Source organism: Pseudomonas sp. FG35 (assembly GCF_057809295.1).
This window is the reverse complement of record NZ_JBMDJR010000016.1, coordinates 1-19,022: the sequence shown is the minus strand read 5'-3', so window position 1 is coordinate 19,022 and position 19,022 is coordinate 1. Positions and strand designations below refer to the sequence as shown.

The window sequence follows — 19,022 nt, the reverse complement described above, 5'->3', positions numbered from 1 at the left end:
AACCACTGGGCAATGGGTCGTGTATTTCTCGCCAAAGGGACTAATATTCGATTCGCTGTCGCCTTTATTCAGGAACTGCCCATGCGTCTTTCCGAGTTCATCCTGGCCAATATCGACGCAATCGTCGATGAATGGGAAAAGTTTGCCGCTACCATTACCCCGCCCGCCGACCATCTGGACTCGGCCGGTCTGCGCGATCACGCCAGCGCCATCCTGCGGGCCGCCGCTCGCGACATGAGCAAACCGCAAAGCCGCGACGAACAGGTCGCCAAGGCCAAGGGCGAAGGCCCGGAGAAAAGCCCGAGCCTGGATGAAGCCGGAGCCAGCCATGGCGAGCTGCGCCACACCGTCGGTTTCGATCTGGTACAGATGACCTCGGAGTTTCGCCACCTGCGCGCCGTGGTGATCCGACGCTGGGTCGAGCATATCGAATTACCGGACACCACCTGCTTCCAGGACATGATCCGCTTCAACGAAGCCATCGACGAAGCCCTGGCCGAATCGACCGCCGCCTATGCCGAACAGGTCAACCGCTCACGGGACATTTTTCTCGCCATTCTCGGCCATGACCTGCGCGCGCCCCTGCAAGCGGTGAGCATGTCCACCGAGTTGCTGATGCGCAAAACCACGCTGGAAGGCGATGCGCTGACTTGTGCGCTGAACATCAAACAGGGCGCGCGGCACATGGCGGCCATGGTCAGCGACCTGCTGGAACTGGTACGCAGCCGCCTGGGCAGAAGCCTGCCGATCGAACCGGCGCCAATGGATCTGGCCGACGCGGCGCGAGCAGCCATTGCCGAAGCGTGCGCCGGCAATCCGGACAGTGACCCGACATTGAACACCGAGGGTGACACCCGTGGTGTCTGGGACGCTGGTCGGATCGATCAACTGCTGCAGAACCTGATCGGCAATGCCTTGCAGCATGGCTCTGATCCGCGCGAAGTGATCGTGACGTTGAAGGGGGAAGCCAGGCAGGTGCTTCTGACCGTGCACAATTACGGCCCGCCCATTTCCGAAGAGGCCATCGGCACCATTTTCGACCCCTTGGTACGCAGCGCCGACGAAAAACTCGGCCAGCCGTCGACCAGCCTGGGTCTGGGCCTGTTCATCGTCAAGGAAGTGGTGACCGCCCATGGCGGGACGATCGAAGTCAGCTCAAGCGCAGCCAACGGCACGCTGTTCAGCGTGATGCTGCCCCGACAGGTTTAAGCAGGAAAAACGCGGCGCTTTCATCGCTGGCAAGCCAGCTCCCACAGGGTTCTGCGAAGTTCACAGAAGTTTCGATCGGCGATGAACTTGTGGGAGCTGGGTTGCCAGCGATGGGGCCCTCAATCACATCCGAGAACTATTCGACCACCAGCCGCGCCAGGCGCTGCCTGAGCATCCGGTTCTCGGCCCGCAGCTCCTGCACTTCTTCCAGCAGGTCCAGCGCCAGGGCGACGCCTTCCCATTCCAGCTCCAGGTCGCGCCGCAGCTTGGCGGCGCGTTTGGCCAGGGCCAGTTCGTAGTCGGTGAAGCGCCATTCCCTGGGCTGCGTGCCCTGAGGTTCGAGGATGCCGTGCTCGACGATTTCGATCACGTAGACGTCCGACAGGTCGGCCGCCTCACAGAATTCTGCCATGTCCAGTTGAACGATCAGGGGGCTGCTCATGATGGGCTACTCCGTCGTCAGTATCAGAAGTTCTCTCGCGGATTGAAGGCGGCCTTCTTCGCCAGTTCCTGCCACAGCGCCTTGACGTCATCGCCGTTGGCTTTCGGCATCACGGCCTTGAGCTGGACGAACAGATAACCGCGTTCGCCGGCCTTGTTCTGCAAGCCATGGCCCTTGGCGCGCATGCGCTGGCCGTTCTGGCTGCCGGCCGGGACCTTGAGGTTGATCTTGCCGGTCAGGGTCGGCACGGCCACTTCGGCGCCCAGCGCCAGCTCCCAGGGAGCGAGCGGCAGGGTGATGATCAGGTTTTCGCCTTCAACGTCGAATTTCGGGTGCGGCGCGAAACGGATGGTCAGGTACAGATCGCCATTGGCGCCGCCACCGATGCCCGGTGCGCCCTGGCCCTTGAGGCGGATGCGCTCGCCATCGGTCACGCCCGCCGGGATCTTCACGTTCAGGCTTTTGCTGGTGTTGCTGACGTGCTGGCCCGAACCGTTGTATTGCGGCACCTGGAAGCTGATCTTTTTCGATTCGTTCGAAAGCGTCTCTTCCAGAAAGATCGGCAGTTCCAGTTCCACGTCTTGCCCTCGCCGTCCGGCGCTGCGGGATTGCCGGCCAGCGCCGCCACCGAAACCGGGGCCGCGATTGCCGAAGATCGAACTGAAGAAGTCCGAGAAGTCGCCGGTGTCGCCACCGCCGCCGCCAAAGCCGCCACGGCTCTGCCACCCCGGTGGGCCCTGAAACGGCTGGCCGTGCTGACCATAACGACGCAGTTCGTCGTATTCGGCGCGCTTGTCGGCGCTTTTCAGCGCTTCGTAGGCTTCCGAGGCGTCCTTGAACTTGGCCTCGGCGTCCTTTTCCTTGCTGACATCGGGGTGGTATTTGCGCGCCAGCTTGCGATAGGCAGCCTTGATTGCCTTGTCGTCAGCCGTCGGCTCCACGCCGAGTATCTTGTAATAGTCTTTGAAGTCCATCGAAGGAATCACCATCCGTTATCGATTTCGCGCCGATCCCAGCATGCGCCTATTCGCGCGTGCCGGGTTGACCGATCTCAAGTTTGTGACCGGGTGGCGCAGCAGAAGTTTATCGGCAGTGGACGGCGGTTCTTGCGACCGCCGGTATGTCTGCCGGCCCATGCCAGCAAGTTTGGGGCAAACCGCCGAGTTTCAAGCAAGCTTAGTCGTGAAATAGCAGATGACCGGCCTTCGAATCTGTCGCGCACTGACATACACTGCGCGGCCGTTTTTTTGACCGGAACCGAAAGACCATGAAAGACGCCTCTCCAGCCCGTGCCTGCGGCATCGACTTCGGCACGTCCAACTCCACCGTCGGCTGGCTGCGCCCCGGCATGGAAACGATGATCGCGCTGGAAGACGACAAGATCACCCTGCCATCGGTGGTCTTTTTCAATATCGAAGAGCGCCGTCCGGTATACGGCCGTCTGGCGCTGCACGAGTACCTGGAAGGCTACGAAGGCCGACTGATGCGCTCGCTCAAGAGCCTGCTCGGTTCCAAGCTGATCAAGCACGACACCAGCGTTCTCGGCACCGCAATGCCGTTCAAGGACCTGCTCGGGCTGTTCATCGGCCAGCTCAAGAGCCGCGCCGAAGCCGCCGCCGGTCGGGAGTTCGAGCAGGTGGTGCTGGGCCGCCCGGTGTTCTTCGTCGACGACGATCCGCTGGCCGACCAGGAAGCCGAAGACACCCTGGTGGAAGTGGCGCGCAAACTCGGTTTCAAGGACGTGTCGTTCCAGTACGAGCCGATTGCCGCAGCCTTCGACTACGAGTCGACCATCGAAAAGGAAGAACTGGTGCTGATCGTCGACATCGGCGGTGGTACCTCGGACTTCTCGCTGGTGCGCCTGTCGCCCGAGCGTCGTGGTGTGGATAACCGTCACGACGACATCCTTGCCACCGGCGGCGTGCACATCGGCGGGACCGACTTCGACAAACAGCTGAGCCTGCAAGGCCTGATGCCGCTGTTCGGCTACGGCAGCCGGATGAAAAGCGGCGCGTTCATGCCGACCAGCCACCACATGAACCTGGCAACCTGGCACACCATCAACTCGGTGTACTCGCAGAAATCGACCCTGGCCCTGGGCAGCATGCGTTACGACATCGAAGACACCGGCGGCATCGACCGTCTGTTCAAGCTGATCGAACAGCGCGCCGGGCACTGGCTGGCGATGGAAGTGGAAGAAACCAAGATCCACCTGACCCACAACGACAGTCGCCACGTGCCGCTGGATCGCATCGAGTCGGGCCTGAGCGTGGAACTGACCCGGGCGCTGTTCGAATCGGCGATCGAGTCGCAGCTCGAGCGCGTGCGCGGCAGCGTCACCCAGTTGCTGGCAGACGCCAACGTGGCGGTGGGTCAGGTCGATACGGTGTTCTTCACCGGTGGTTCGAGCGGCATTCCGGCACTGCGCAACAGCGTCTCGGCGATGCTGCCGAACGCGCGGCATGTGGAAGGGAATATTTTTGGCAGCATTGGTAGCGGTCTGGCGATTGAGGCCATGAAACGTTACGGCTCAGTAAACTGACACAGTTGATCGTTCCCACGCTCCGCGCGGGAACGATCATTGCGGCTTCTAAACCATCCCGCCCAGCTTCAGCTCACTCTTCAAATATGCGTAATAAATCGGCCCCGCCACCACTCCCGGCAGGCCGAACGCGGCCTCGAACACCAGCATTGCCAGCAGCAACTCCCAGGACTTGGCACTGATCTGCCCGCCGACGATGCGTGCGTTGAGGAAGTATTCGAGCTTGTGGATAAAGATCAGGTAACCCAGCGCCGCAATCGCCACCCAGATCGACAGCGACAGGCCGACGATAGTGATCAGCGTGTTCGACATCAGATTGCCGATCACCGGCAGCAGACCGAGCAGGAAGGTCAGCACGATCAGGGTCTTGGTCAGCGGCAGCTTTATCCCGAACAGCGGCAGGACCACCGCCAGGAAGATCCCGGTGAAGAAGGTGTTGAGCAGGGAAATCTTGATCTGCGCGAACACAATGTTGCGAAACGCCTGAACCAGCAGGTGCAGACGATCGAACAGTGCGGCCGCCAGCGGCTTGCGCTTGGTGACGTCCGGCACGCGCTGCAAGGCGATGATCGCGCCCAGCACCATGCCGATCAGCAAGGTCACGAACATATGCGCCGCGTCCTTGCCCACCAGTTGCAGTTCGGACAAATGCTTGCTCGCCCATTCACCGATGGCCACCCGGAATTCGGCAGCGCTGGCCGGCAGGTAGGCGTCGATGAACGGCGGCAACTGTCCACGCGCTCGGTCGACCACGCCCATGAATTTGTCGAGGGAAGCGCCAGGGTTTTCCGCCTCGTGCAGCAGGAAACTGATGGCGCCAGCGAAGACCAGCGTCAGCACACTCACCACCAGCGTGCCCAGCAGCGCCACCGCCAGCCACCGCGCACGGCGACCTTCGATCAGCCGCTGCAGTTGCGGGGTGAGCATGTTGACCAGTTCGAACACCAGCAACCCGGCCAGCAGACTGGGCAGCAAACGCAATGGCAACACCAGCAACAGACCGCCGAAAATGATGATGCAACTGACCCAGAACACTACATGACGCTCAGAAAACGTTGGCATACAGCCTCAAAACGAACGGCGTAAAAGGATTGGCAGTCTGCCAGCGATCCTTGGGGAGCACTAGGGATATGCGGTGTTTGGGGTTTGGTGTCTGACTTGCGGCCCAACCCTCACCCTAGCCCTCTCCCGGAGGGAGAGGGAAACTGATTGCGGGATGCTCGGGTGATCCGGCAACCTGAAAGCTCTGTATCGAATCCATAATCGACCGGATGTTTCAGGTCGAAGAATGTCTGGAAACAACGCGGTCAGTCCCCTCTCCCTCTGGGAGAGGGTTAGGGTGAGGGCCTGGATCCCAAGCCGGACACATCTGCCGGTCACCACTCAAACCCGCTTTATTTTTTCTTCAGGCAATCACTCATGAACGTCTTGCGCGCATCACCCGTCAGCGCCTTGGTGGCCGCATCGGCGTTGCAGGTTTTCATTTTCTGTTGCTGCGGGGTCAGGGCCTTGGCGTCGTTGGCCGCCGGAGCTGCCTTGAGGCAGGTGCTCATGAAGGCTTTGCGCTCGTCGCCCTTGAGGCTCTTGGCCGTGGCGTCGGCGTTGCAGGTGGTCATCTTGTTCTGTTGCGCCGTGGCGGCGAAACCCTGGGAGCACAGCAGCAGACCGATCATCAACAAAGGGACACGCAACATCTTCATGGAGTTTTCTCCTTGGCGCCGCCTCGATGGAGGTGGCCTCTGCTGGAGTGTAGTCAAAGCTTGTTACACCTTCCTAGCCTCAAGATGGCTGCGCCGATACTGTTCCGGGGTACATCCGGCCTGCCGGGCAAACATGGCGATGAAGGCCGAACCGCTGCTGTAGCCGAGATCGAAGGCGATTTCCTGCACACTGCGCGAACTTTCCAGCGCCTCGATGGCCGCGAGATACCGCAGGCGCTGACGCCACTCGCCGAAACTCATCCCCAGCTCCCGCACGAATTGCCGGGCCAGGGTGCGCTCGCTGACATGCACCTGCGCCGCCCAGTGCGCCAGCGGCTGATTGTTGCCGGGCTCGGCCTGCAGGGTTTCGAGAATGGTCAGCAAACCGGGGCTGCTGGCGTAAGGCAAATAGCATTGATGAACCGGGGCCTGGCGCAATTGATCCACCAGCACCTGGGCCAGGCGCTGGTCGGCTTCGAACGCCGGGATCTTCACATCGCGGGCGGCGAAGTCCTTGAGGATCGCCTTGAGAATGTCGCTGATCGCCAGGGTGCAGGCCTGCGCCGGCAAATCGGAACACACATCCGGCGCTAGGCACACCGCCCGATAATTGACCGGCTGATGACTGTAGAAACTGTGCTCGACCTGCGGCGGCACCCACACCGCGTATTGCGGCGGCGACATGAAGCGGCTGCCGTCGACATCCATGTGCAGCACGCCGTGGGCCGCGTACTCCAGCGTGCCCCACGGATGGCGGTGCGGCGCGGCGTATTCATGGGCGTTGAAGTCGGCATAGCGGAAATACACCGCCGACGGCAGTTCGCTGAAATCCAGCAGATCGATGTGTTTACTGTTCATGCTGTCCGGAATCAGGGGCGGGTTGTCCGGTTCGCAGTATAGGCCTGCATCCAGACAAGGGATAATCACCGTTCATCAACGTTCTGGTTTCTCCTCCCATGCAATACGCGTTTCCCCTGCTGGCGATTTTCATCTGGGCCGGCAACACCGTGATCAACAAGCTTGCGGTCGGTGCGATCTTCCCCGCCGAGATCGGCTTCTATCGCTGGCTGCTCGCCGGCCTGCTGTTCACGCCGTTCATGCTCAAGAAAGTGATCGCGCACTGGCCGCAGATTCGCCCGAATCTGGGCAAGATTTTCATCCTCGGCGTGCTCGGCATGGCGGTCTATCAGAGCCTGGCCTACTTCGCTGCGACCATGACCAGCGCCACCAACATGGGCATCATCCTGTCGTTGATGCCATTGATGTCGCTGGCCATGGCGATCATCAGCCTCGGCCAGCGCCTGACCGCCGGCGCACTGGTCGGAGCCGTACTTTCATTCGCGGGTGTATTGGTGGTGGTGTCCTCCGGCAGCCTCGGCGCACTGCTGCAACACGGGGTGAACCTGGGTGACGCGATGATGCTGGTCGCCACCCTCGCCTACGCGATCTATAGCACCCTGCTGAAAAAGTGGCAGCTGCGCCTGCCGCCGCTGGTGTTGCTGTATTTGCAGGTGCTGGTGGCGGTGGTGGTGCTGTTTCCGCTGTACGCCGTGTCGCCGAAAACCGGCCTGACCCTGCAGAACATTCCGCTGGTGCTGTATGCGTGCCTGCTGGCCTCGATGCTCGCGCCGCTGGCGTGGATGCAGGCCGTGCAGCGTCTGGGCCCGAGCCGGACCACACTGTTCTTTAACCTGCTGCCGTTGATCACCGCGCTGATTGCTGCGGTGGTATTGAAGGAACAACTGGCGATGTATCACCTGGTCGGTGGTTTGCTGACACTGGGTGGGGTGATTCTTTCCGAGCGCTGGACCACCGTCCTCGGTCGCTCCCGCCCCCCGAGCACCGCCTAGACCCCGGCGGCTTTCAACCGCGCGGCATGCTCGACGAACAGCCGCACCGGATCCGCGCCTTTGCCGACCAGTCCCAGTGACTGGTTGACGATGTCGAAGTGATCCATCGGGTAGTCATCGCCGATGACCGTGCCCAGGTGCGAGCTGTAGCGGCCGACCATGCCGTCGCACTGCCCCGGCTCGCGCACGAAGGTTTTGGCGAACAACCGGCAACTGCGGTTGGTGCCATCGAACAGGTTGCCCCCACGGTCGGTCTTGCCCGGCTGCAAGGTGCCGGACCACGAGTAATAACGCACGCCGTTGACCTCTTCCGGCCCGTGCCCGCCCCAGGTCTCAGGCAAGCCCTGTGGATAACGCTGGTTGAACAGCGCCACGCCTTCAGTGGTCAGGGAATGGTGCGAGGCGTGGATATCCACCGGCAGTTTCGGCCCGTGGTAGCCGGTTTCCAGCAGCGCCATCAGCCAGCCGACAAAGCGTAACAGCGCTTCCAGAATGCGCCCCTTGGCACTGTCCGCCGGGTAGTGTTTCGCCAGGTAGTCGGCCAGTTCCGAACCGTGATTGGGCCCGGCCACCGAGGTCACCGATGCCACCAGATCCGGACGCTTGGCCGCCGCGTAACGTGCCGTCAGCGAGCCCTGGCTATGGCCGAACAGATTGACCTTGGCCGCGCCGGTCTTGCGCAGGATTTCATCGATGCGCGTCAGCAACTGCTCGCCGCGCACTTCGGTGGAATTGAGCGGCGACACCTGCACCGCAATCACCGTCGCCCCACCCCGGCGCAACGCTTTGATGATCCCGTACCAGTAGGGGTACAGCACCAGACGGATGAAACCGAGCATTCCCGGCACCAGCACCAGTGGGTAACGTGTGGCCGAATCTTGCGACATGGGCAAACATCCTTGTGGTCGGTGAGTGGATGCAGGGCGTGCAAAACGCCCGCCAAGCATCCTCCTCGATGATGACAACTCCACGACCAGCCTACTTCAGCCCCACCACCCCCGCCACAATCAGCCCCACCGACAGCAACTTCACCAGCGTCAGACTCTCGCCCAGCAGGGCGAAACCGAGAAACACCGTGCCGAGCGAGCCGATGGCGGTCCAGATCGGATAGGCGATGCTCACCGGCAACTCGCGCATCGCCAGGGTCAGGAAGTACACCCCGCCCACTGCCGCGACGACCGTAATCAACGACGGCCAGAGCCGGGTGAAACCCTCGGCGTACTTCATGCCCATGGCGAATGTGACCTCGAACCCGGCCGCGATCAGCAGAAACAGCCAGGCCACCTAGAACTCCCGGGCCAGGTCGAGCAAGCGCTGCTCGGCCTCGGCCACCGACACCGCGAAGGTGCGCTCGGCGGATTCCTCGCCCTCGGCGGCGACCACCGTGACATCGTTGATGCCGATGAAGCCCAGCGCGGTGCGCAGCCATGGATCGGCGTGGTTCAGCGCTTCCAGTTCGCCGCCCGGGCCGAAACCGAAGCCGCCGCGACTGGTGACGATCAGCGCTTTTTTGCCGTGCAGCAGCGGCGTGTATTGGGCGATGCCGTTGTCCAGGGTGTGGTCGAACGTCAGGCCCAACCGGACGATCTGATCGACCCAGGCCTTGAGGCCGCTGGGCACGTTGAAGTTGTACATCGGCGTGGAAATCAGCAGCAGGTCGTGATCGAACAGCTCGCCCACCAGTTGATCGCTGAGCGCCAGATCGGCCTGCATCGTCAGCGGTCGTGCTTCGGGCTCCGGGTAAAACGCCGCCGCGACAAACGCCTCATTAACCGCCGGAATCAGCGCCCGCCCGACTTCACGGCGGGTAACCTGCGCCTGGGGATGGCGGACTTGCCAGGCGCTGAGAAAGGTTTCTGCCAGACGCCGCGAATGAGAACGCTCACCGCGTGGACTGGCATGGATCGCAAGAATCTTGCTCATCTGAATCTCCTTGGGACTAGACTTGAGTGACTGTGTGGCGCCAGATTGCAGGCATCACCTCATCGCCTCAAATGAGCAAAAATCAGTCGGGATGAATTGATTTCATCCGTGGAGTTTCCATGTTCGCTTCATTGCCGCTGACCGCCCTGCGCGCGTTCGAATCCGCCTCCCGTCTGCTGAGTTTCAAGGCAGCCGCCGAAGAGCTGGCGGTGACGCCGACGGCGATTTCCCATCAGATCCGCTCGCTGGAGGATTGGCTCGGCGTGGCGCTGTTCGAACGCCTGCCGCGTCAGGTGCGCCTGACCGAGGGCGGCGAGCGGCTGTTCCGCAGCCTGCACGGCGCATTTCTGGAGGTGGCGCAAAGCGTCGACACCCTGCGCCCGCAACGCAGCGGCAGCAGCCTCACGCTGTCGACCACCGCCGCGTTCGCCGCGTTGTGGCTGGTGCCACGGCTGGGGCGGTTTTATGCGAAGCATCCGAACATCAATGTGCGGCTGGACACGCATTGCGAAGTCATCGACCTGCATCAGGACGCCAGCGTCGATCTGGTGCTGCGCTACAGCCTCGACGATTACCCGAACCTCTATGGGTTGTGCCTGTTCGATGAATCGTTCGGCGTATACGGCTCGCCGGAACAGGTGGCGCTGGCCGCCCGCCGCACTCCGGCGCTGATCAGCGTGCATTGGCACAATTCGAAGCTCTACGCCCACGGCTGGGAGGCCTGGTGCGCGCAGTCGGGCGAGAACTGGCTGAATCAGCACCCGGCCGTCCGCGAATACGATGAAGAGCATTACGCCCTGCAAGCGGCCATTGCCGGACAAGGGCTGGTGCTGGCGAGCAACATCCTGGTGTCGCAAAGCGTCGCCAGCGGTCTGCTTGTGCCGTACAAGGGCGAGGTCCAGGTCGATGGCGCCGGTTACAGCGCACTTTGCGTACCGGGTCGCGAGCGGCATCCACCGGTGAAGGCGTTTTTTGCCTGGCTGCGCGAAGAGGCACAGCTTTCCGGGCATGTGCCGCGCTGAATCCGACAAAACTTTTTGCAGCATTCATCACTCACAACCTGGTAACGATCACGTCAGCAGAACGTGACGCCAATCGGATTAGCCTCCAGGAGACTGAAATGAGTGACCTGCAATTGTCTGATGTTCAAACCCTGCGCGAGCGCGCCCGCCAGCACGTGGAAAATGGCGCGGTGACCGAAAGCTACAGCGCCAACCGTGAAGAAGTGCTGCGCCTGCTCAACGAATCGCTGGCCACGGAACTGGTCTGCGTCTTGCGCTACAAGCGCCACTACTTCATGGCCAACGGCCTGAAAGCCAACGTCGCCGCCGACGAGTTCCTCGAGCACGCCACTCAGGAAGCCGAACACGCCGACCGTCTCGCCGAGCGCATCGTGCAACTGGGTGGCGAGCCTGAATTCAACCCTGACCTGCTGTCGAAGATGTCCCACGCGCAATACGTGGCCGGCAACACCTTGAAGGAAATGGTTTACGAAGACCTGGTGGCCGAGCGGATCGCCATCGACAGCTACCGCGAAATCATCCAGTACATCGGTGAAAAGGACCCGACCACGCGCCGGATCTTCGAAGACATCCTGGCTCAGGAGGAAGAGCATGCGGATGACATGGCGGATATTCTGAAAGACCTCTGAGTCCTCCAGATCCAATCGCGGGCAAGCCCGCTCCCACAGGATTTCACTGAACCTGTGGGAGCGGGCTTGCCCGCGATTGCTTTCTTCTAAACGCTACAAAATCATTTGGTCGGTTTGACAGTCGCTGGCGCCTTGCCCGCCTTCATCTGCTCCAGCAACGGCGCGCACTGATTCGGCTCGCCACCACTCGGCGCCACCAGCGCCAGCAGCCCCGCCGCCGGCGCAGCGATCACGCCCAGCGCCACCATCCCCGCCCCGCGCAACATCAACGGCACCGCTTTCACCCCCGCATCCGGCTTGATGAACTTGCCCCGTACATACAACGGCGAGCGCAGGGAAATCAGGCGCCAGCCCTTGGATTCCGGCGTCACCGTCAGATCCAGTTGCTCGGTGGCCATGTTCGCCGTGCCGTCGATGTAGATGATTGCGTTCTCGGTATCGAACACAAACAGTCTTGTCGTCGCCAGACCGGTCTTGATATCGAAGTCCGCCGCCGCGCAATTGATCTTCACTTCCTTGTCGCCAAAGATCTTGCCGACCACGTAGTTGCCGACGTTGAGGCCTGCCAGCTCCATCAACTCACGACTGATCGCGCCGTCGTTGATCAGCATCTTCAGGTTGCCGTTGGCGCCGCCCAGCAACTTGGCCACCGAGTTGCCGCGACCGGCGATGTCGGCATCGCCGTTGAGCTCGCCGAAACTGGTCTTCATCGGTTCGAAGGTCGGGAACAGCTGTTTGAGCTTGAACTTGCGCGCGGTCAGTCTGGCCCGGCCTTCCAGTGGTTCGGTACGACCGTTGAGACGAATCTGCGCGTCGAGATTGCCGCCGGCCACGCCGAAGCGCAGTGGCTCCAGACTCAGTTCGCCGTCGTTGAGTTTGAGGTGGGTATAGAGGTCGGTGAACGGCAGTTCTTCGCTGTGGACGATGCGTTTGCCGGTGAATTCAACGTCGGCGTCCATGTCGCGCCAGCGCTCGGTCTTGAACTCTTCCACCGGCAACACCTTGTCCGCCGGCTGCTTGCTCTCGCCGCCACGGGCCTTCTGCTTGGCATTGGAGTCGGCACCGATCAGCGGCGCGAGGTCAGCGAACAGCAATTGATTGGACAGCAGCGCGCCACTCAGCTTGGGCCGTGGCTGGCTGGCGACGTAGGCCAGATCGCCATGGATGTCGCTGCTGCCGATCTTGCCGTTGAACTGTTCGTAGCGGAACTGCGCGCCGCCCGGCTCATGCAGCTTGGCGATCAAATGGCCGTCGGTGGCATAAGGCGGGGTGTCCGGCAGGGTTACGCCGGTCAGCGGATACAGATTGCCGAGGCTGGCGCCGGCCAGTTTCAGGCGCAGATCGAGGGCGCCGAGATTCAGCGGATCGGTCAGGGTGCCGGCGAGTTCGACGCTGGTATCACCGATCTTCGCCTGGGCCTGCAACGGGAACGGTTTGCTCGCGTCCTGTAGCGCCAGCAGGCCGCCGATCTTGCCCTGACCGGCAAGTTTCTGGCCGTGGTACTGGCCGGTGACTTTCAGGCCGAAGGCGTAATCCTGCGGTGCACCGCCCTTGTCCTGTGCGGTTTTCGCGGCTTTGTCACCGACGATGTCGCTGAACGGAATCGGCTTGCCCAGCGGATCGATCAGCAAGTCGAGGTTGGTCCTGAGGGTCTGGTCATCCAGGGTGACGTGGCCCTTGTCGAAACCGATGGCGCCGATGTCGACCACCCAGTTCGAGGGCTCGGCGTTCGGGTCCTTGGGATCGAACTTGAAGGTCCAGTTGGCGCGACCGTCGGCCAGGCGCTGCAATTGTGCGTTCGGCTCAGTCAGGTCGATCCGAGGGATCGTCACCCGTTGCGCCAGCAAGGCCAGTGGCGAGATGCGCAGCTCGACCCGTTTGAGGGTGACCATCTGCGGCTGTTTCGACCAGTCCGGATTGCCCAGCGTCAGGTCTTCGGCCACCACATGCGGCCACGGCACCCAGGCGCGCCAGCCGCCCTCGTCGATTTCGCGCCGCCAGACCACCGACAGGTTGCCGTTGATGGCGAACGGTCGGTGCAATTCTTCCGAGACTTTGGCATTGAGCGGCGGCTTGATCCGGTTCCAGTCGAAAAACACGATGACCAACACCAGCACCGCCAGAAGCAGCACAAGGGTGGCGAAGGTCCAGGCGAAGATTTTACGGGTGCGCGTCATGCACAAAGCTCCTGAAGACGACTGCATCCATAGGCACGACGCAGCTGAAACGGCAGGCCATGATGGCCCTCATGAAATCTGTGACTGACAAACAGCCCGCAGGTTTAATCCAAAGCCCCAGCGAGGGGAAAAAACGGTCGCCATTCTGACCGATCGGTCGATTTGGCGTTACCGGCCCCGCACATTTGCGGGGCGCAAGTGGGTGGAAAATACCCACCGCAGTGCAAAACCGCCCGCCTGAAACGCCCGAGCTAGAGCCTCCCAATGGAACAATCAATTCTGTTGATTATTACCATTGTGTTTATGAACTTTTATATCGACTTATCGAGAGTAGCATTAGCTTCGTACCCACTTTATCGCCCTCCCAAGGAGCAACCCATCATGAAACGCCAACTTCTGTTCAGTCTTACCCTCTCGATGCTGGCCAGCACCGCTTTCGCTCTGCCAGCTGCCGATCAAGCGACTCCGCAAGTCAAAACCAACCACTCGGTGTTCAGCCAGACTGTTGCCGCTGATGGCTCGGACCGCACTCCACAAGGCCAGACCCTGGCTGAAAACGGTCGTAACCGCCTGGAAGAAAAAGGTCTGGTTCAAGATGGCTATGACAAAACCCCACAAGGTCAAACCGTAGCTGAAGGCGGCCGTGATCGTCTGGAAGAAAAAGGTCTGGTGCAAGACGGTTCGGATCGCACTCCACAAGGTCAAACCCTGGCATCTGACGGTGGCGACCGCACCCCACAAGGCCAGACCCTCGCTGCTGACGGTTACGACAAAACCCCACAAGGTCAAACCCTGGCCGAAGGTGGTGGTGACCGTGTAATCGAACGCAACAGCGCTTTGAGCTAAGCCCATGGCGGCCTGGAAAAAAAGCCCAATCCCCGGATTGGGCTTTTGACTTTTCATAAGCCGGTATAAAGAAGTCGCGATTTCCCTGCTCCATCTCCCCCGCTGCCGTTCGACGCCGACAAAGCCGATTTGCTAGAGTGCGGCGCTTGTCTTGCCTAAGAACACACCCTTGCGATGCTGCCCCGCGCCGAACAGAAACAACAGACCCGCAACGCCCTGATGGACGCTGCCCGCCACTTGATGGAAAGCGGCCGAGGATTCGGCAGCCTGAGCCTGCGTGAAGTGACAAAAACCGCCGGCATCGTGCCCACCGGTTTCTACCGGCATTTCGCCGACATGGACGAACTCGGCCTGGTACTGGTCAGCGAAGTCGGCCAGACCTTCCGCGAAACCATCCGCCTGGTGCGCCACAACGAATTCGTCATGGGCGGGATCATCGATGCGTCGGTGCGGATCTTCCTCGACGTGGTCAGCGCCAACCGTTCGCAATTTCTGTTTCTGGCCCGCGAGCAGTACGGCGGATCGTTGCCGGTGCGTCAGGCCATTGGCCGCTTGCGTGAGGACATCAGCTCCGACCTGGCGGCGGACTTGGCCCTGATGCCCAAACTTCAGCACCTCAATCGCGAGGGTCTGAGCGTGATGGCCGACCTGATCGTCAAATCGGTGTTCGCCACCCTGCCGGACATCATCGACCCGCCCGCCGAAGCTCTGCCGGAGCATCTGACGCCACAGGCGAAGATCACCCAGCAGTTGCGCTTCATCTTTATCGGGTTGAAGCACTGGCAAGGGCTCGGCAGTACCGAGTGAGAAAGCAAAAAAAGTCGCAGCCTGGAGCTGCGATTTTTTTTGCGCCGCAAATTGGTGCATGTAAAAAACTTCATGCACCAAAACGCCCCACAATCCTGCAACATCTTGAAACATCCACTAGGCTCCGACAGGGATTTCCTACGTCTTGTCCGATTGGCAAGCCCCTTGCTCTAGCCTGAGCATTGTCCACTGCTGGAAGCTTTCCGATGCTGGTGATTCATCGCAGAATCGACCCCCAACCCGTCTGGGCCGCCGAGTTGCACCTGACCTTCGAAGCCAGGAGCAAAAGCCGCTTGCGCTGTTTCAGTGCCGAAGGCGAGGACGTCGGACTGTTTCTGGAGCGCGGTCAGCCGCCGCTGTATGACGGCGAGTGCCTGCAAGCCGAAGATGGCCGGATCGTCCGGGTCTGTGCCCGCCCTGAACAATTGCTGCACGTCACCTGCGCCAACGCCTTTGAACTGACCCGCGCGGCCTATCACTTGGGCAATCGCCACGTCGCGCTGCAAGTCGGTGACGGCTGGTTGCGGCTGCTCGACGATTACGTGCTCAAGGCGATGCTTGAACAACTGGGTGCGCAGGTCGAATCGATCGAAGCCCCGTTCCAGCCGGAACACGGCGCCTACGGTGGCGGCCATCATCATTCGCGGCACGGTGACGAAGACTTCAACTACGCGCCGAAACTCCATCAGTTCGGCGTCCGTTTGTGAACCCGGCCTGGGCGCTGCTGCGCCTGGCCAGTCCGCAATTGCCGATTGGCGGCTACAGCTATTCCCAGGGCCTGGAAATGGCTGTGGATAACGGCCGTGTCGACAGCCCGGACAGCGCCCGCCGCTGGATCAGCGATCAATTGCTGCTCAACCTCGCGCGGTTTGAAGCGCCCCTGCTGCTCGCCCATTGCCAGGCCGCCGCGGACGAACACTGGGATGAATTGCGCAAGCTCTGCGAAAGCCACCGCGCCAGCCGCGAAACCCGCGAGCTGCATCTGGAGAGCCGGCAGATGGGCTACTCGTTGCAGCAATTGCTCAACGGCCTGCCCGAACTCGATCAGCCAGCGCGGGATTTTCTCGAACATTGCGCCGAGCCGCACCTGGCCCTGTGCTGGGCTCTGGCCGCGCGCGCCTGGCAGATCACCCCGCAGGACGCCCTCGCCGCGTGGCTGTGGAGCTGGCTGGAAAACCAGCTCGCGGTGCTGATGAAAACCCTGCCGCTGGGCCAGCAAGCCGCCCAGCGCCTGACCAGCGAACTGCTGCCGCTACTGCAACAGGCCCAGCAGGACGCCACCCGAATCAATCCCGAACACCTCGGCAGCGCCGCGTTCGGTCTGTCCCTGGCGTGCATGGCCCATGAGCGCCAGTACAGCCGCCTGTTCCGTTCCTAGGGCCTTTTATCAGGAGAATCACATGAACACACAACCCCTGCGCGTCGGCATCGGCGGCCCGGTCGGTTCCGGCAAGACCGCGTTGACCCTGGCCCTGTGCCTGGCCCTGCGCGAGCGTTACAACCTGGCGGTGGTCACCAACGACATCTACACCCGCGAAGACGCCGACTTCCTGGTGCGCAACGAGGCCCTGGCACCGGAGCGCATCATCGGCGTGGAAACCGGTGGCTGCCCGCACACCGCGATTCGGGAGGACGCCTCGATCAACCTCGAAGCGGTGGATCAGCTGAACCGGCGTTTTCCGGGGCTGGACCTGATTCTGGTGGAATCCGGCGGCGACAACCTGTCCGCGACCTTCAGCCCGGAACTGTCCGACCTGACCATCTACGTGATCGACGTGTCGGCCGGCGACAAACTCCCACGCAAGGGCGGGCCCGGCATTTGCAAATCCGACCTGCTGGTGATCAACAAGATCGACCTCGCACCGCTGGTCGGCGCCTCGCTGGAGATGATGAACAGCGACACCCAGCGCATGCGCAACGGCAAGCCGTTCGTGTTCAGCAATCAGAAAACCGGGCAAGGCCTGGAAGAAATCATCGCCTTCATCGAACGCCAGGGCCTGCTGACTGCAGCCTGATTCACTGATCAACAAGGAAGCTTATCCATGACACTCAAACGCATTCTCGGCGCCGTCGCGCTGCTGCTGACCCCGGCCCTGGCCTTCGCTCACCCCGGCCACGGCGACTCTGGCCTGGTGGCCGGCATCAGCCACCCGATCGGTGGCCTCGACCATTTGCTGGCGATGGTGGCCGTCGGTCTGTGGGCCGCGCAGCAGCAAGGCGCCGCGCGCTTGGCGCTGCCGTGCACCTTTGTCGGCACCATGCTGATCGGCGGTTTGCTCGGCTTTGAAGGGCTGGAGCTGCCGGCGCTGGAAAGCGGGATTGCCGCCTCGGTGCTGGCGCTGGGCCTGGCGGTGGCGCTGGCCGTGCGTCCACCGCTGGTGATGGCGGTGGCGGCGACGGCGCTGTTTGCGCTGTTCCATGGCGTGGCCCATGGCCTGGAGTTGCCGGACATGTCGAGCCCATGGGCGTATGCCGCCGGATTCGTGGTCGCAACGGCTGCGCTGCATGCGGCGGGTTATGCGGTCGTGCGTTTTCTGCCTCAGGCGGCCGCGCCGCTGGTGCGACTGGCCGGCGCCGCTTCGGCGGTGACGGGCGCGTGGTTGCTGGCCGGCTGAATTGCACCTCTGATCGTTCCCGCGTATGGCGCGGGAACGATCGATCGCCACTCTCTGCTACCATGTCGCGCAATCGCCCCTGCCGTGACGACGTCCGCCCATGCCCCACGCCTCCCGCTCCACCTCCCTGCCTGAACTGACCGCCCTGTTCGGTGAAGTGCAACAGCACTTTCTCGACGTGATCGTGCCCCTCTGGCAAGGGCCGGGCTGGAACGCCGACATGGCGTTGCCTTATGAGGCGCTGGACGCTGCACATCAGCCGCTGCCACCACAGCGCTACCGGGCGATGGCCTGCGCACGGCAGCTGTACTTGTTCTCAAGCCTGATCGGGGTTGTGGATAACGCCGAAGTCCGCGCGGCTGCGTTGTTCCGTTCCCTGCAACGGCACTTCCACGATGCCGAGCACGGCGGCTGGTTCTACAGCATCGATCCGCAGGGCAAACCGCTGGATAAGCGCAAGGATCTCTACACCCACGCCTTCATCCTGTTTGCCTGCGCGCATTACTGGGAAAAGTCCCGCGAGCCCTTGGTCGAATCGACCCTGAATGCCGCGCTGGAAGTCATCGGCCGACGTTTCGCCACCGGTGACGGCCTCTACGAAGCCTGCCTCGACCGCGACTGGATCACGCTGGAAACCGGCCCGCTGCAAAACCCATTGATGCACCTGGCCGAAGCGTTCCTGGCCACTCTGGCCGTGCGCGAAGATGCACAGGTCAAGCAAGCGCTGAGCGAGTTATGCACAGCCATGCACAAGCGTTTCGTCGATCCTCAGGCCGGTGTGCTGATGGAAAAACCGCTGGGTGCTGTGGATAACTGGTATGAGCCGGGCCACCAGTTCGAGTGGTATTTCCTGCTGGAATCCTCGCCCCTGCTGCGCGGCTCGAAACTGCATGCCGCGCTGGACCGGGCCTTTGCGTTCACCGAGCAGTACGGCGTGGTGCAGCCGTCCGGCGCGGTGCGGGCCATGCTCGATCTGAATATGGGCGGGCGTCCGAAGGATTCGACCCAACGCATCTGGGCCCAGGCCGAATACCTGCGCGCGCTGACGCTGCGTCCGGACAGCGAAGCCGCCGTGCTGCGCCAGTTGCAGGCGTTGCAGCAGCGCTTCCTGCATGCCGGTGGCTGGCATGAATGCCGCGACGAACAGGGCGAGGTCAGCCGCAAGGACATGCCGTCGACCACGCCGTATCACTTGGCGACCTGCTACCGCGGCCTCGCCGACTATCTGAGCTGACAGCCGTGGGGGGGGGGGGGGCGGCC

The 19,022-nt window shown here is 62.1% G+C and carries 20 protein-coding genes and 1 pseudogene; 12 read left to right on the top strand and 9 right to left on the bottom strand.

Going from position 1 to position 19,022, the window contains the following annotated elements; all coding sequences use genetic code 11:
* Positions 1–81: 81 nt before the first annotated feature.
* The gene (locus tag ACODTD_RS24810) at positions 82–1,209 is read left to right on the top strand and encodes a sensor histidine kinase (protein ID WP_221615474.1); all 1,128 of its coding nucleotides are present in this window, start codon (positions 82–84) and stop codon (positions 1,207–1,209) included.
* Between the two features lie 136 nt (positions 1,210–1,345).
* Here ACODTD_RS24810 and ACODTD_RS24805 read toward each other — a convergent pair whose 3' ends face one another.
* Together ACODTD_RS24805 and ACODTD_RS24800 are read right to left on the bottom strand one after the other, a co-directional pair.
* Positions 1,346–1,651, bottom strand: a complete 306-nt coding sequence (locus ACODTD_RS24805; protein WP_201817254.1) for a chaperone modulator CbpM — start codon at positions 1,649–1,651, stop codon at positions 1,346–1,348.
* A 23-nt stretch (positions 1,652–1,674) separates the two neighbouring features.
* Positions 1,675–2,625: a DnaJ C-terminal domain-containing protein gene (locus ACODTD_RS24800; protein WP_011332227.1), complete on the bottom strand. Its 951-nt coding sequence runs from the start codon at positions 2,623–2,625 to the stop codon at positions 1,675–1,677.
* Positions 2,626–2,918: 293 nt separating this feature from the next.
* On the opposite strand from ACODTD_RS24800, the gene ACODTD_RS24795 reads away from it, so the two are divergent.
* The gene (locus tag ACODTD_RS24795) at positions 2,919–4,193 is read left to right on the top strand and encodes an Hsp70 family protein (protein WP_236195628.1); all 1,275 of its coding nucleotides are present in this window, start codon (positions 2,919–2,921) and stop codon (positions 4,191–4,193) included.
* Between the two features lie 48 nt (positions 4,194–4,241).
* Here ACODTD_RS24795 and ACODTD_RS24790 read toward each other — a convergent pair whose 3' ends face one another.
* The 3 genes from ACODTD_RS24790 to ACODTD_RS24780 all read right to left on the bottom strand — a co-directional run bounded on the left by ACODTD_RS24790 (position 4,242) and on the right by ACODTD_RS24780 (position 6,751).
* Positions 4,242–5,255 carry an AI-2E family transporter gene (locus ACODTD_RS24790; RefSeq protein ID WP_489105327.1) on the bottom strand — a complete coding sequence of 338 codons (1,014 nt, stop codon included), beginning with the start codon at positions 5,253–5,255 and terminating at the stop codon, positions 4,242–4,244.
* 332 nt (positions 5,256–5,587) lie between these two features.
* Entirely contained in the window at positions 5,588–5,893 is a 306-nt protein-coding gene (locus ACODTD_RS24785; protein WP_011332224.1) for a PsiF family protein, read from the bottom strand.
* Between the two features lie 63 nt (positions 5,894–5,956).
* Positions 5,957–6,751, bottom strand: a complete 795-nt coding sequence (locus ACODTD_RS24780; protein WP_085611039.1) for an AraC family transcriptional regulator — start codon at positions 6,749–6,751, stop codon at positions 5,957–5,959.
* 98 nt (positions 6,752–6,849) lie between these two features.
* Between ACODTD_RS24780 and ACODTD_RS24775 the strand changes: the two genes are divergently transcribed.
* On the top strand, positions 6,850–7,743 hold the full coding sequence (locus ACODTD_RS24775; protein ID WP_489105326.1) for a DMT family transporter: 894 nt from the start codon (positions 6,850–6,852) through the stop codon (positions 7,741–7,743).
* Here the strand turns inward: ACODTD_RS24775 and ACODTD_RS24770 are convergent.
* The 3 genes from ACODTD_RS24770 to ACODTD_RS24760 form a co-directional block, all read right to left on the bottom strand.
* A complete protein-coding gene (locus tag ACODTD_RS24770; RefSeq protein ID WP_285413004.1) occupies positions 7,740–8,630 on the bottom strand; it encodes an esterase/lipase family protein in 891 nt (296 codons plus the stop codon). The two genes, ACODTD_RS24775 and ACODTD_RS24770, sit on opposite strands and share 4 nt — an antisense overlap.
* Before the next feature lie 91 nt (positions 8,631–8,721).
* Positions 8,722–9,027 (bottom strand): DMT family transporter, encoded by a 306-nt coding sequence (locus tag ACODTD_RS24765; protein WP_011332220.1) that lies wholly within the window; start codon positions 9,025–9,027, stop codon positions 8,722–8,724.
* Complete coding sequence (locus ACODTD_RS24760) at positions 9,028–9,666, bottom strand: FMN-dependent NADH-azoreductase (RefSeq protein ID WP_103386766.1); 639 nt, start codon at positions 9,664–9,666, stop codon at positions 9,028–9,030. It abuts the gene before it with no gap.
* A gap of 119 nt (positions 9,667–9,785) precedes the next feature.
* On the opposite strand from ACODTD_RS24760, the pseudogene ACODTD_RS24755 reads away from it, so the two are divergent.
* Positions 9,786–10,755 (top strand): annotated as a pseudogene (locus ACODTD_RS24755) (LysR substrate-binding domain-containing protein).
* Positions 10,756–10,786: 31 nt separating this feature from the next.
* Complete coding sequence (locus ACODTD_RS24750) at positions 10,787–11,317, top strand: ferritin-like domain-containing protein (RefSeq protein WP_011332217.1); 531 nt, start codon at positions 10,787–10,789, stop codon at positions 11,315–11,317.
* Between the two features lie 101 nt (positions 11,318–11,418).
* On the opposite strand, the gene ACODTD_RS24745 is transcribed toward ACODTD_RS24750, so the two are convergent.
* On the bottom strand, positions 11,419–13,494 hold the full coding sequence (locus tag ACODTD_RS24745; RefSeq protein ID WP_489105325.1) for an AsmA family protein: 2,076 nt from the start codon (positions 13,492–13,494) through the stop codon (positions 11,419–11,421).
* A 381-nt stretch (positions 13,495–13,875) separates the two neighbouring features.
* Here ACODTD_RS24745 and ACODTD_RS24740 point away from each other — a divergent pair, with 381 nt between their 5' ends.
* The 7 genes from ACODTD_RS24740 (at position 13,876) to ACODTD_RS24710 (ending at position 18,996) form a co-directional block, all read left to right on the top strand.
* Positions 13,876–14,340: a hypothetical protein gene (locus ACODTD_RS24740; protein WP_489105324.1), complete on the top strand. Its 465-nt coding sequence runs from the start codon at positions 13,876–13,878 to the stop codon at positions 14,338–14,340.
* A 174-nt stretch (positions 14,341–14,514) separates the two neighbouring features.
* Complete coding sequence (locus tag ACODTD_RS24735) at positions 14,515–15,147, top strand: TetR family transcriptional regulator (RefSeq protein ID WP_007950628.1); 633 nt, start codon at positions 14,515–14,517, stop codon at positions 15,145–15,147.
* A 206-nt stretch (positions 15,148–15,353) separates the two neighbouring features.
* Positions 15,354–15,854, top strand: a complete 501-nt coding sequence (gene ureE / locus ACODTD_RS24730) for an urease accessory protein UreE (protein WP_011332214.1) — start codon at positions 15,354–15,356, stop codon at positions 15,852–15,854.
* Positions 15,851–16,525, top strand: a complete 675-nt coding sequence (locus tag ACODTD_RS24725) for an urease accessory protein UreF (RefSeq protein WP_201817238.1) — start codon at positions 15,851–15,853, stop codon at positions 16,523–16,525. The genes ureE and ACODTD_RS24725 overlap by 4 nt, the downstream gene beginning before the upstream one ends.
* 22 nt (positions 16,526–16,547) lie before the next feature.
* Complete coding sequence (ureG, locus tag ACODTD_RS24720; RefSeq protein ID WP_008001031.1) at positions 16,548–17,162, top strand: urease accessory protein UreG; 615 nt, start codon at positions 16,548–16,550, stop codon at positions 17,160–17,162.
* Positions 17,163–17,189: 27 nt separating this feature from the next.
* Positions 17,190–17,762, top strand: a complete 573-nt coding sequence (locus ACODTD_RS24715; RefSeq protein ID WP_489105323.1) for a HupE/UreJ family protein — start codon at positions 17,190–17,192, stop codon at positions 17,760–17,762.
* Positions 17,763–17,862: 100 nt separating this feature from the next.
* Complete coding sequence (locus tag ACODTD_RS24710) at positions 17,863–18,996, top strand: AGE family epimerase/isomerase (RefSeq protein ID WP_011332211.1); 1,134 nt, start codon at positions 17,863–17,865, stop codon at positions 18,994–18,996.
* Positions 18,997–19,022 lie beyond the last annotated feature (26 nt).

What these genes read in the sequence shown, in the direction of transcription:
- ACODTD_RS24810 (WP_221615474.1), top strand. Translation starts at nt 82, where the DNA reads ATGCGTCTTTCCGAGTTCATCCTGGCCAATATCGACGCAATCGTCGAT.
- ACODTD_RS24805 (WP_201817254.1), bottom strand. Translation starts at nt 1,651, where the DNA reads ATGAGCAGCCCCCTGATCGTTCAACTGGACATGGCAGAATTCTGTGAG.
- ACODTD_RS24800 (WP_011332227.1), bottom strand. Translation starts at nt 2,625, where the DNA reads ATGGACTTCAAAGACTATTACAAGATACTCGGCGTGGAGCCGACGGCT.
- ACODTD_RS24795 (WP_236195628.1), top strand. Translation starts at nt 2,919, where the DNA reads ATGAAAGACGCCTCTCCAGCCCGTGCCTGCGGCATCGACTTCGGCACG.
- ACODTD_RS24790 (WP_489105327.1), bottom strand. Translation starts at nt 5,255, where the DNA reads ATGCCAACGTTTTCTGAGCGTCATGTAGTGTTCTGGGTCAGTTGCATC.
- ACODTD_RS24785 (WP_011332224.1), bottom strand. Translation starts at nt 5,893, where the DNA reads ATGAAGATGTTGCGTGTCCCTTTGTTGATGATCGGTCTGCTGCTGTGC.
- ACODTD_RS24780 (WP_085611039.1), bottom strand. Translation starts at nt 6,751, where the DNA reads ATGAACAGTAAACACATCGATCTGCTGGATTTCAGCGAACTGCCGTCG.
- ACODTD_RS24775 (WP_489105326.1), top strand. Translation starts at nt 6,850, where the DNA reads ATGCAATACGCGTTTCCCCTGCTGGCGATTTTCATCTGGGCCGGCAAC.
- ACODTD_RS24770 (WP_285413004.1), bottom strand. Translation starts at nt 8,630, where the DNA reads ATGTCGCAAGATTCGGCCACACGTTACCCACTGGTGCTGGTGCCGGGA.
- ACODTD_RS24760 (WP_103386766.1), bottom strand. Translation starts at nt 9,666, where the DNA reads ATGAGCAAGATTCTTGCGATCCATGCCAGTCCACGCGGTGAGCGTTCT.
- ACODTD_RS24750 (WP_011332217.1), top strand. Translation starts at nt 10,787, where the DNA reads ATGAGTGACCTGCAATTGTCTGATGTTCAAACCCTGCGCGAGCGCGCC.
- ACODTD_RS24745 (WP_489105325.1), bottom strand. Translation starts at nt 13,494, where the DNA reads ATGACGCGCACCCGTAAAATCTTCGCCTGGACCTTCGCCACCCTTGTG.
- ACODTD_RS24740 (WP_489105324.1), top strand. Translation starts at nt 13,876, where the DNA reads ATGAAACGCCAACTTCTGTTCAGTCTTACCCTCTCGATGCTGGCCAGC.
- ACODTD_RS24735 (WP_007950628.1), top strand. Translation starts at nt 14,515, where the DNA reads ATGCTGCCCCGCGCCGAACAGAAACAACAGACCCGCAACGCCCTGATG.
- ureE (WP_011332214.1), top strand. Translation starts at nt 15,354, where the DNA reads ATGCTGGTGATTCATCGCAGAATCGACCCCCAACCCGTCTGGGCCGCC.
- ureG (WP_008001031.1), top strand. Translation starts at nt 16,548, where the DNA reads ATGAACACACAACCCCTGCGCGTCGGCATCGGCGGCCCGGTCGGTTCC.
- ACODTD_RS24715 (WP_489105323.1), top strand. Translation starts at nt 17,190, where the DNA reads ATGACACTCAAACGCATTCTCGGCGCCGTCGCGCTGCTGCTGACCCCG.
- ACODTD_RS24710 (WP_011332211.1), top strand. Translation starts at nt 17,863, where the DNA reads ATGCCCCACGCCTCCCGCTCCACCTCCCTGCCTGAACTGACCGCCCTG.